The organism is Clavibacter sepedonicus (assembly GCF_000069225.1).
Classification (GTDB): Bacteria; Actinomycetota; Actinomycetes; order Actinomycetales; family Microbacteriaceae; genus Clavibacter; species Clavibacter sepedonicus.
The window spans coordinates 172,960-183,475 of record NC_010407.1; the positions used below are offsets into that span (position 1 = coordinate 172,960).

At 74.4% G+C, this 10,516-nt stretch carries 7 protein-coding genes, 1 tRNA gene and 1 other RNA gene; 4 read left to right on the forward strand and 5 right to left on the reverse strand.

What is annotated here, in order from left to right; translation table 11 throughout:
- Position 1 precedes the first annotated feature (1 nt).
- A complete protein-coding gene (locus tag CMS_RS00750; RefSeq protein ID WP_041464258.1) occupies positions 2 to 1,081 on the forward strand; it encodes a heparan-alpha-glucosaminide N-acetyltransferase domain-containing protein in 1,080 nt (359 codons plus the stop codon).
- Here CMS_RS00750 and CMS_RS00755 read toward each other — a convergent pair.
- From CMS_RS00755 to CMS_RS00775, 5 genes are all read right to left on the reverse strand, one after another.
- Positions 1,078 to 1,983, reverse strand: a complete 906-nt coding sequence (locus tag CMS_RS00755; RefSeq protein WP_012297630.1) for an aminoglycoside phosphotransferase family protein — start codon at positions 1,981 to 1,983, stop codon at positions 1,078 to 1,080. The two genes, CMS_RS00750 and CMS_RS00755, sit on opposite strands and share 4 nt — an antisense overlap.
- Positions 1,980 to 2,630 (reverse strand): hypothetical protein, encoded by a 651-nt coding sequence (locus tag CMS_RS00760; protein ID WP_012297631.1) that lies wholly within the window; start codon positions 2,628 to 2,630, stop codon positions 1,980 to 1,982. The genes CMS_RS00755 and CMS_RS00760 overlap by 4 nt, the downstream gene beginning before the upstream one ends.
- 200 nt (positions 2,631 to 2,830) lie before the next feature.
- Positions 2,831 to 2,918 (reverse strand) — tRNA-Ser (locus CMS_RS00765).
- A gap of 45 nt (positions 2,919 to 2,963) precedes the next feature.
- Complete coding sequence (locus tag CMS_RS00770; protein ID WP_106408701.1) at positions 2,964 to 5,741, reverse strand: helix-turn-helix transcriptional regulator; 2,778 nt, start codon at positions 5,739 to 5,741, stop codon at positions 2,964 to 2,966.
- A 407-nt stretch (positions 5,742 to 6,148) separates the two neighbouring features.
- The gene (locus tag CMS_RS00775; protein ID WP_041464259.1) at positions 6,149 to 6,802 is read right to left on the reverse strand and encodes an SDR family oxidoreductase; all 654 of its coding nucleotides are present in this window, start codon (positions 6,800 to 6,802) and stop codon (positions 6,149 to 6,151) included.
- An 86-nt stretch (positions 6,803 to 6,888) separates the two neighbouring features.
- Between CMS_RS00775 and ffs the strand changes: the two genes are divergently transcribed.
- From ffs to CMS_RS00785, 3 genes are all read left to right on the forward strand, one after another.
- Positions 6,889 to 6,985, forward strand: an RNA gene (gene ffs / locus CMS_RS16405) — signal recognition particle sRNA small type.
- 50 nt (positions 6,986 to 7,035) lie between these two features.
- Positions 7,036 to 9,153, forward strand: coding sequence for a phosphate acetyltransferase (gene pta / locus CMS_RS00780; RefSeq protein WP_012297634.1), 2,118 nt, complete (start codon positions 7,036 to 7,038; stop codon positions 9,151 to 9,153).
- Positions 9,154 to 9,207: 54 nt separating this feature from the next.
- On the forward strand, positions 9,208 to 10,398 hold the full coding sequence (locus CMS_RS00785; protein WP_012297635.1) for an acetate/propionate family kinase: 1,191 nt from the start codon (positions 9,208 to 9,210) through the stop codon (positions 10,396 to 10,398).
- Positions 10,399 to 10,516: the final 118 nt, after the last annotated feature.

A 10,516-nucleotide genomic window follows, 5' to 3' on the forward strand; every position in this document is an offset into this window, starting at 1 on the left:
CATGAGCCCCGCCCGCGACCCGGCCCGCCTCCGGGGGGTCGACGCGGCGCGCGGGCTCGCGGTCCTCGGCATGATGGCGGCGCACGTCGCGGTGCCGCGCACCCTCGAGCTCGACGAGCCGTCGACCTGGCTCGCCATCGCCGACGGCCGGTCGTCCATCCTCTTCGCCACGCTGGCCGGGCTCTCCATCGCGCTGATGTCGGGGCGCGAGCGGCCGCTCGACGGGAGCGACCTCGCGCGCGTGCGCCTGAGGATCCTCGTGCGCGCCGCATGCCTGTTCCTCCTCGGCGGGCTGCTGGCGGCGCTGCAGACGTACGTCGCCGTGATCCTCGAGGTCTACGCCGTGCTGTTCGTGGCCGTGCTGCCGCTGCTGCGCTGGCGGGCGTCACGCCTGCTCGCGCTCGCCGCGGTCGCCGCCGTCGCGCTGCCGGTCGCGACGACCGCGCTCGCCATCCACTTCGACGGCGCGCTCATGCGGCCGGATCCGTTCGTGGTCCTCGTCGTCACCGGCCACTACCCGGCGCTCACCTGGGTGGTGTTCGCGATCGCGGGCCTCGGGATCGGCCGGCTCGCGCTCGGCTCCGCGCGCGTGCAGCTGCTGCTCATGACGGTGGGCGCGGGTCTCGCCGTGCTGGCGTACGGCGGGTCGGCGCTGGTCGAGGCGGCCGTGCCCGCGCCGCCGCCCGGGTGGGAGTTCATCCTGTCGACGACGCCGCACGAGGGGTCGCCGTTCGAGGTCGTGGGATCCGGCGGGTTCGCCATCGCGGTCATCGGCCTGTGCCTGCGCGTCGCCGCCCTCCTGCCGGCCGTGCTGGTGCCGCTGGAGGCGGTGGGGCAGCTCGCGCTCACCGTGTACGCGGTGCACATCGTGGTGATCGACCTCGTCGCGCCCGAGGGCGACCTCATCGCGGACGACGGCGCGTACCTGGCGTTCCTCCTCGTGACGGTCGTGCTCTCGCTGCTCTGGACGCGGACCATCGGGCGCGGGCCGCTCGAGCGCGCGCTGGGCGCGGTCGCGGGGTGGGCGTCGGACCTCGCGCCGCGCGGATCCCGGGAGCGGGCCCCGGAGGGCGTCCGCTAGAGGGGTCGGCCGGATCCCGGGCGGGCGTCGCGCGCGGCCGCCCCGAGCCGGGCGAGCGCCTCGAGGCGCGGCAGGCGTGCGGCGTCGGCCGCATCCCACGCCGCCGACAGCGCGCAACCCGCCTCGGCCCAGGCGAGCACGGCGTCCCGGTCGATGCCCGTCTCCTCGGCGACCACCCGCGCGCGCCGGGCCAGCCGTCCAGGACGCAGCGCGATCCCGGGCGTCGGGTTCGCGAGGATGTTGGCCGTGTCGAAGCCGGGGTCGCCCACGAGGGCCTTGGGGTCGATGGCGCGCCACGCGTCGTCGTCGTCGTGACCGCCGCCGCCGAAGCGCAGGACGTTGCCGTGGTGGACGTCGCCGTGCAGCACCGCGGTCGGGCCGGATCCGGCCAGCAGCTCGCGGGCGACCGCCGCACCGCGGTCCAGGGACCGGGGGAGCGGCCGCGCGGGCTCGACCAGCTCGCGGAACCAGACGGCGAGGGGCACGGCCTCGGCGCACGTGCGCGGGTCCAGCGGCACGCCGTGCAGCCGCGTGGCGGCGCGGGCGAGGATCCGCGTGGCCCGGTCGTCGCGCGCGTCCGCGTCCGGCCCCTCGGCCGATGCCTCGCGCACGAGGATCCCCGTGTCGTCCGCGCGCGCCATGACCACGGTGCCGTCGGCGTCGGACGCGAGCACGGGCGCGGCACCGCGGCCGGCCCACGCGGCCATCAGGCGTCCGCCGCGCCGCTCCTCCTCCACGAGGGGCACCTTGAGCATCAGGCGGGCGCCGTCGCGGCGGACCGGGGCGAGCACGCTGCTGGGGGTGCGGACGGCCGGGCCGTCGGGATCCAGCCGCCAGCGCTCGAGGAGCGGCCCGAGCATCGCGAGGTCCACGAGGGCCGCGTCCGCGTCCGCGTCGATCACAGCCGGATCGACACGGGCACGCCCGTGAGCGCCATGATGCCGACCACGGCGCCGATCACGCCCATGCCCAGGAGGACGAGCGCCCCGGCCAGGGCGAGCCGCGACCGCTCGTACCAGGGCAGGACCCCTCGGCGGGCACCGCGCAGCTCCGCCATGGTGAGCACCTTCGCCTGCTCCGTCAGCGGCAGGTCGAGGTCGCCGGCCATCGAGCGCATGGTCCACAGGTCGTACACGTGGCCGCTGAGGCGGAGGAGGAGCCGGCCGTCGACGTCCATGACGAACAGGCGCGGCTGCGTGTCGAGCGTGAGGCCCTGGTAGACGTGCGCCACCAGGAGGTCGTGCACGCTGCTGCGGCGGACGCGCGTGCGGCGCAGCAGGAAGCGGGACTCGACGTCGCCCGTGGTGTGCGAGATCCGCACGTACGAGGTGCGGTACAGGGCGGCGAGAAGCGCGCTGAGCAGGCCGACCACCGCGACGCCGAGGATCACGGCCGCCGCGTTCCCCGTGGGGATGGCGAGCACCAGGAGCGCCGCCCCCAGGGGCACGACGAGCGCGAGCGTGGCGAGGGCGAGCTGCCGCAGGAGGGCCGCGCGGGGGCGGATGATCGTGCTCGCGCCGTCACGGGGCGCGTCGCCGTCGTCCTGCACGTCGCCTCCGGTCGTCGTCCGACGCCGTCCTCGCGTCTGCCGTCGTCCGGCGTGCCGCGCGCATCTCGGGACGGGCGGCTCCCGCGGGTGCGGGCGGGACGACCGTTCCAGCCTAGGCGGGTGCCGGCCCGGCGGGCAGGGGCGCTATGGGGGACACGAGAGCCCCGCCGGACCGGTGTCCGTCGGGGCTCTCGTGCGACTGGCGGAGGATAGGGGATTCGAACCCCTGAGGGCTTTCACCCAACACGCTTTCCAAGCGTGCGCCATAGGCCACTAGGCGAATCCTCCATGACGCGTGCCGCGGCGTCAGGAACGCGGCGGCACCCGTCGATACTACCTGCCCGCGACGAGGCCCGATGCACCCGGGGTGTCGAGCAGCCCCGCGAGGGCCCGACGCGAGGGCGCGCCGAGCTTCGCGCGCGCCTGGTAGAGGTGCGACTCGACCGTGCGGACGGAGAGGAACAGGCGTCCGGCGATCTCCCGGTTGCTCAGCCCCTGCGCCGCGAGCACGCCGATCTCGAGCTCCCGGCGCGTCAGCATGCTGACGTCGAGGACGGGCGTGACCGAGGCCGCGGCGGTGGCGGGCGCACCGCGGTCGATGCGCGTCTGGATCCGCGCGAGCGTCGCCCGCGCGTCGGTGAGGGCGGGTCCTGCTGCGTCGCCCGCCAGCATGCGCAGGAGGTCCTCGCACGCGGCGAGGGCCTGCTGGTGCAGCCCGGACTCCTCCAGCGTGCGCACGCCCTGCGCGACGAGCGCCGCGTCCGAGGTGCGGGATCCCTCCACCACCTCGGCCATGCCGTGCAGCGCGGGCACGTCGGTGCGCTCGCGCACGAGTCGGGCGCCCTCGACGAGGCGGGGGTCCGTGGATCCGAGCGTCCAGGCGCGGAACAGCATGCCCGCCCGGAGCGCATGCGCCTCGCCGCTGAGGTCGCCGACGTCGAGGAGGAGCGTCGCCGCCTCCTCCGGCCGGCCGCGTGACGCGAGGATCTCCACGCGCACGCCCTCGGCGAGCATGCGCTGGTACGGGTAGCGCGGGTCGGCGCGATGCGCGATGTCCGTCGCGATGCGCTCGGCCTCCTCGGTGCAGCCGCGGAGCGCGAGCACGCGGGCGCGCTGCATCCCGATCCAGAGCCGCCACGTGCCGGTGTCCGGCCCGATGAGGCGGTCGTCGGCGAGGCTCAGCTCCGCTTCCGCGCGGTCGAGCCGCCCGAGGTCGAGGGCGACGCCGCCCGTGATGGCGCCGAGGACGGGGATGAACCACTGCGCGTCCTGCGCGATCGCCGACTCCACCCACGCATCCAGCTCGCGCTCGAGGTCGGGGATGTCGAGGCGGCAGAGCCGACGGCTGAACGCGCTCGCCGAGAGCATCTCGAGGCGCGCCTCCTCGAGCAGGATGTCGTCGTAGGTCCCGCGGCGGTCGGGGCGGCGGGACACGAGCCCGAGCCCGTCGTCGATGGCCTCGCCGAGCTCGGCACCGCGACCCAGGTGGCCGAGCGCGAGGACCACCGAGCGCTGGGCGCGCAGGCGCACGAGCGGGCTCGACGCGCGCGCCCCCGCATCCCGTGCGGTGGTGAGCGCCGTCTCCCATTCCATCTGCCCGAGCGCCATGGCCGCGCCGATGGCGGCTGCCTCCGCGCACGCGTCCGAGTGGGCCTCCGCTCCGTGCCCGATCCCGTCGAGAAGACGACGGACGTGGTCGGTCCCCGGCAGCGCGGCCTGCGTCGCGAGGACGCACCAGCGGAGCGCCTCGACGCGCTCGCCCGGCATGAGCGCCGCGGTGTCCAGGGCATCCATCGTCTCCATCGCGCGCGCCGGGTTGCCGAGCACGGTCAGGGCGCGAGCCTGCTCGCAGGCCGCGTACGCGACCGAGCCGCCGTCGCTCGCGATCTCCGCGAACGCGAGCGCGTCGTGCGTCATGCCGACGTCGTTCGCCAGCCGCGCTGCGACGAGGTGCACGGCGGCGAGGGTGTCCGCGCCGAATCGCTCGACGGCGTCGCGGCGCCCGTCGACCGTGAGCGTGCGCGCGATCAGCAGGCTCTCCTTCGGGCTGAGCGGGACGCCGTGCGACGCCTCCTGCAGGAGGGACCCGACGACGCGGCGCGTGAGGGCGTCGACGGCCTCCGGGTCGGTGCGGGCGAGCGCGGCCTCGGCCTCCAGCAGGTCGGCGCGGAGGATCCGGTCGCCCTGGCCCTGCACGCGGGCGAGGCCGCGCGCGCCGAGCACCCGCAGGATCGTCTCGCCGAACAGGCGGGCGGCGCGCTGGTACGGCACGCCGTCGAGGCGGGCGAGGAGCACGAGCGTGCTGCGCTCGTCGTCGTCGAGCATCGACACGCGCGAGGAGACCAGCTCGAGGATCCGGGCGCGCGGCGCGTGCGGGCTCGGGAAGGCGTAGCCCGTGACGGTCCGCTCCGTGCCGTCCGACTCGAGCGCCTCGAAGGTCAGCTCCCGGACGAGGAACGGGCGGCCGCCGCTGCGACGCTGGATCTGCACCCGCGTCGCCTGGTCGAGCGCCACCTGCCCCGCGATCGAGTCGATCATCGCGTCGACCTCCGCCGCGTCGAGCGGGGAGAGGTCGAGCCGCTCGGCGTAGCCGTTCCGCCACAGGCCGAGGATCTCGTGGGCCGCCTGCGCCGCGCGCACGGCCTGCTCGGTGCCCGGCTCGGGTTCGCGGGCGCGGAGGTGGCGGGCGTCGCCGCCCGTGTCGTCGACCGTGACGAGCAGCGTGCAGCGCTCGCTCGCGCGTGCGTCGACGAGCGCGGCGCGGACATCGGGCGCCATGAGGTGCCCGTCGTCGATCACCACCACGGGTCGCACGGCGGGGAGCGGGCGCGCGGCGCGGATCCCGGGGACCTGGTCGATGACGCGGCGGAGGACGTCCGGGAGGTCGGGCGTGGACGCGTGGGCGCGGATCACGGTCAGGCCGTTGCGCGTGAGGGCGTCCGCCACGCGACCGGCCACGTGGCTGCGACCCGAGCCGACGCTGCCGGTGACGACGGCGCTCGTGCCCGCCGCCAGCCAGCGCTCGAGCGTCTCGAGGTCGCGGGCGCGGCCGCCGCGGCCGGGAGCCGGGCTCTCCACCCGACTGCCCGACCGGATGTGGGTGTGCGTCATCTGCTTCATGTGACCCCCGTCGTGAAAGCGGTGGTCCGCGCCGCATCCCCCGAGGCCGCGCGGTCCCTGTGACCCCATCTTGCGCGGAAACCGGGGTTCCGGCCAGGCGCACCGACTGTTACTTATCCGATGCGTCACGGAAATAAGTAGTCGGCACTGTGGGGGACGCCTCGGGGCGCTCCTAGCGTGTCCCTCATGTCCGGGCATGGGGATGCTCCGGACGGTGCGCTCCGGCGCACCATGCGTGCGATGCACGGGAGCACGACGGCTTCGGGTGCCGTCGACCCGACGCGTCGCCCGCGGCACGACCCGGGTGCCTCAGCAGCCCGGAAGCGGATGACGGCCCCCTCCGGGGCGGAGGGGGCCGTCATCCAGGTCCGCGCGGGTCGCGCGTCGTGCGGGTGCCGCTAGTAGCGCAGGCCCGCGATGGCCTCGGCGACGGGCTCCTCGCCCGAGATCGCCTCGAACTGGACGCGCACGCCCGTGCCGTCGACGAGCGCGGTCGCCACGATCTCGGCGACGTCGGCGCGGGGGATGGTGCCGCGGCCCGTGGAGGTGCCCACATGGATCCGGCCGGTGCCGGGGTCGTCGGTGAGGCCGCCGGGGCGGACGATGGTCCAGTCGATGTCGCGGGCCCGGAGGTCGGCGTCCGCCTCGGACTTCGCGCGCTGGTAGATCTCGTAGGTGTCGTCGCTGTCGGGGTCGAAGCCGTCGACGGCCATGGCCGAGATCATCACGTAGCGGGTGACGCCGGCCTTCTCGGCGGCGTCGGCGAGCAGGATCGCGCCGTCGCGGTCGATGGTGAGCTTGCGCTCCGGGCCGGAGTCGGGCCCGCCTCCGGCCGCGAAGACCACGGCGTCGGCGCCCTGAAGCGCCTCGGCGACCTGGTCGACGTCGCTCTGCTCCAGGTCGAGCACGAGCGCCTCCGCCCCGGCGTCGGCGAGGTCGGACGCGTGGTCGGGGTTGCGGACGATGCCGACGGGCTGGTGGCCCTGGTCAGCGAGTCGTCGTTCGAGCAGTCGGGCGATCTGGCCGTGTCCTCCGGCGATGATGATGCGCATGGCGTCCACGCTACGCCCGGCCCGGTGAGCGGCTGCTGGGCGGGCCGCTGCCGACCGTCGGGCGTCCCGCGTCGGGTACACTCGGTGTCGGCTCCTCGCGTGGTGCCATCCAGGTGAACTCCCCCAGGGCGGAGACGCAGCAAGGGCAGCCGGGCTCTGGCAGGTGCGCGAGGGGTCTTCTCCTTTTAACAGACGCAGGTGTCCGCGCAGGCGACGCCCATAGGCTTGCGGGCATGGCTCGGAGCATCTACATCACGTCCGCCGAAGGGCACTCGGGCAAGTCGACGGTCGCGCTGGGGGTGCTCGACACCCTGACCCACCAGATCCAGCGCGTGGGCGTGTTCCGTCCCATCGCGCGCTCCATCGTCGAGCGCGACTACGTGCTCGAGGCGCTGCTGTCGCACGACGGCGTGGACCTCGACTACGACGAGTGCGTGGGCGTCACCTACGACGACGTGCACGCGGATCCCGAGGCCGCGCTCTCCCGCATCGTCGAGCGCTACAAGGCCGTCGAGGCCAAGTGCGACGCCGTCGTCATCGTCGGCAGCGACTACACCGACGTCGGCAGCCCCACGGAGCTGTCGTTCAACGCGCGCATCGCGGCGAACCTCGGCGCCCCCGTGCTCCTCGTGCTCACGGGCCGCCGCACGGACGAGACCGGCGGCCGCAGCCCCGACGAGATGCGCCAGATCGCCGACCTCGCGATCCCCGAGCTGGTGACCGCGCACGCGGGCCTCCTGGGCGTCGTCGTGAACCGCGCCGACCCCGAGCAGCTCGACGCCATCACGGCCGCGATCCCCGCCGCCGTCCCCGCATCGCTCCAGGCGCAGGCCCCGCACGTGCCGGTCTGGGCGATCCCCGAGGACGCGTTCCTCGTCGCCCCCACCGTCGCCGAGCTCCTCGACGCGGTCGACGGCACGCTCGTCAAGGGCGACGCGGCGCTCCTCAGCCGGGAAGCGCTCGGCGTGGTCGTCTCCGCCATGTCGATGGAGAACGTGCTCGCGCGCCTCACCGAGGGCGCCATCGTCGTGATCCCCGGCGACCGCAGCGAGGTCCTCCTCGGCGTGCTCACGGCGCACGCCTCCGAGACCTTCCCCACGGTCGCGGGCATCGTGCTGAACGGCGGCTTCGCGCTGTCGCCCACCATCGAGCGCCTCGTCTCCGGGCTCGACGAGACGCTGCCGATCATCTCCACCGAGCTCGGCACGTACGAGACCGCGAAGCGCATCACGCAGACCCGCGGCCGGCTCTCGCCCGAGTCCAGCCGCAAGATGGACACGGCGCTCGCCGCCTTCGAGCAGCACGTCGACACGTCGCGGCTCCTCGAGCTGCTCGACGTCAGCCGCTCCGACGTGGTCACCCCGCTCATGTTCGAGTACGGGCTCATCGAGCGGGCCAGGAAGGCCGGCAAGCGCATCGTGCTGCCCGAGGGCACCGACGACCGCGTGTTGCGGGCGGCCGGCACGATCCTCAGCCGCGGCATCGCCGACGTCACGATCCTCGGCGAGGAGATCGAGGTGCGCTCGCGGGCCATCGGCCTCGGCATCGACATCGGGCGCGCCACCGTGCTCAGCCCCTTCGACGCCGTGCTGCGCGAGCGCTTCGCCGAGGAGTACGTGCGCTTGCGCGCCCACAAGGGCATGGTGCTCGACATCGCGCGCGAGACCGTCACCGACGTCTCGTACTTCGGCACGATGATGGTGCAGCTCGGGCTCGCCGACGGCATGGTGTCGGGCGCCGCGCACACGACGGCGCACACCATCCGGCCGGGCTTCGAGATCATCAAGACCACGGACGGCGTCTCCGTCGTCTCGTCGGTCTTCCTCATGGCGCTCGCCGACCGGGTGCTCGTCTACGGCGACTGCGCCGTGAACCCGGATCCCACCGCCGACCAGCTCGCCGACATCGCCATCTCGTCGGCGGGGACCGCGGCGCAGTTCGGCATCGAGCCGCGCATCGCGATGCTGTCGTACTCGACGGGGGAGTCGGGCGCGGGTGCCGACGTGGAGAAGGTGCGCCAGGCCACGGCGCGCGTGCGGGAGCTGCGGCCCGACCTCGCGGTCGAGGGACCCATCCAGTACGACGCGGCGGCGGACGCGGCGGTCGCGGCCACGAAGATGCCCGGCTCCGAGGTCGCCGGCCGCGCGACGGTGTTCATCTTCCCGGACCTCAACACGGGCAACAACACGTACAAGGCCGTGCAGCGCTCGGCCGGCGCGGTCGCCATCGGGCCCGTGCTGCAGGGGCTCCGCAAGCCCATCAACGACCTCTCGCGCGGCGCGCTCGTGCAGGACATCGTCAACACCGTCGCCATCACCGCCATCCAGGCCGAGGGGATCGAGGCGGGCTGAGCGCCCGTCCGTCCCGTCGTCTTCCCACCCGCCGCACCCGTCAGGAGCCCACCCGTGCCCGTCGTCCTCGTCGTCAACTCCGGATCGTCGTCCTTCAAGTACCAGCTCATCGAGATGGACACCGAGACCGTGCTCGCCTCCGGCCTCGTCGAGCGCATCGGCGAGGAGGTCGGATCCACGCGCCACAAGGCGGGCGGCGACTCGTGGGAGCGCGAGCTGCCCATCGCCGACCACACCGCCGGCTTCCAGGCGATGCTCGACGCGTTCGCGGATCACGGGCCGTCGCTCGAGGAGGGGCCGCCCGTCGCGATCGGCCACCGCGTCGTGCACGGCGGCGACGTGTTCGTCGAGCCGACCGTCGTCACCGAGAAGGTGAAGGCCGACATCGACGACCTCTCGGCGCTCGCGCCGCTGCACAACCCGGGTGCGCTGCAGGGGATCCAGGCGGCCCAGACCGCGTTCCCCGACGTGGCGCACGTGGCCGTGTTCGACACCGCGTTCCATCAGACGCTGCCGGCCGAGGCGTACACGTACGCGATCGACCGGGAGCTCGCGGCCGCGCACCGCATCCGCCGCTACGGGTTCCACGGCACGAGCCACAAGTACGTCTCGGAGGCCGCCGCGCGCCTGCTCGGCAAGCCGCTGGAGGAGACGCGGATCATCGTGCTGCACCTCGGCAACGGCGCGTCCGCGGCGGCGGTGCAGGGCGGGCGGTCCATCGACACGTCCATGGGGCTCACCCCGCTCGAGGGCCTCGTCATGGGGACCCGCTCCGGCGACATCGACCCCGCGATCCTCTTCCACCTCGCCCGGCACACCGACCTCGGGCTCGACGACCTCGAGACCCTCCTCAACCGGAAGAGCGGCCTGCTCGGGCTCACCGGCCTCGGCGACATGCGCGACGTGCAGCGCGCCGCCGCCGACGGCGACGAGGACGCGCAGACGGCGCTCGGCGTGTACCGGCACCGGATCCGCCACTACGTCGGCGCCTACGCGGCGCAGCTCGGCGGCGTCGACGCCGTCGTGTTCACGGCCGGCGTCGGCGAGAACAACCCGCTCGTGCGGCGGCGCTCGCTCGCCGGGCTCGAGTTCATGGGGATCGGGATCGACGACGACCGCAACGAGCTGATCAGCTCCGAGGCGCGCTTCGTGAGCCCCGACGGATCGCCCGTGGCCGTGCTCGTGATCCCCACCGACGAGGAGCTCGAGATCGCGCGCCAGTCGCTCGCGGCCACCGGGAACTGACCCGCCGGTCCCTCCGCCGGCGCTCCCCCGCTGGGACCCCCGAGGCCCGCGATCCGACCGGATCGCGGGCCTCGCGTCGTGCCGGACGGCCGTGCGGACCAGTAGCGCCACTGGGACG

Coding starts and splice junctions, on each gene's coding strand:
- CMS_RS00750 (WP_041464258.1), top strand. CDS start 2: ATGAGCCCCGCCCGCGACCCGGCCCGCCTCCGGGGGGTCGACGCGGCG.
- CMS_RS00770 (WP_106408701.1), bottom strand. CDS start 5,741: ATGACGCACACCCACATCCGGTCGGGCAGTCGGGTGGAGAGCCCGGCT.
- CMS_RS00775 (WP_041464259.1), bottom strand. CDS start 6,802: ATGCGCATCATCATCGCCGGAGGACACGGCCAGATCGCCCGACTGCTC.
- pta (WP_012297634.1), top strand. CDS start 7,036: ATGGCTCGGAGCATCTACATCACGTCCGCCGAAGGGCACTCGGGCAAG.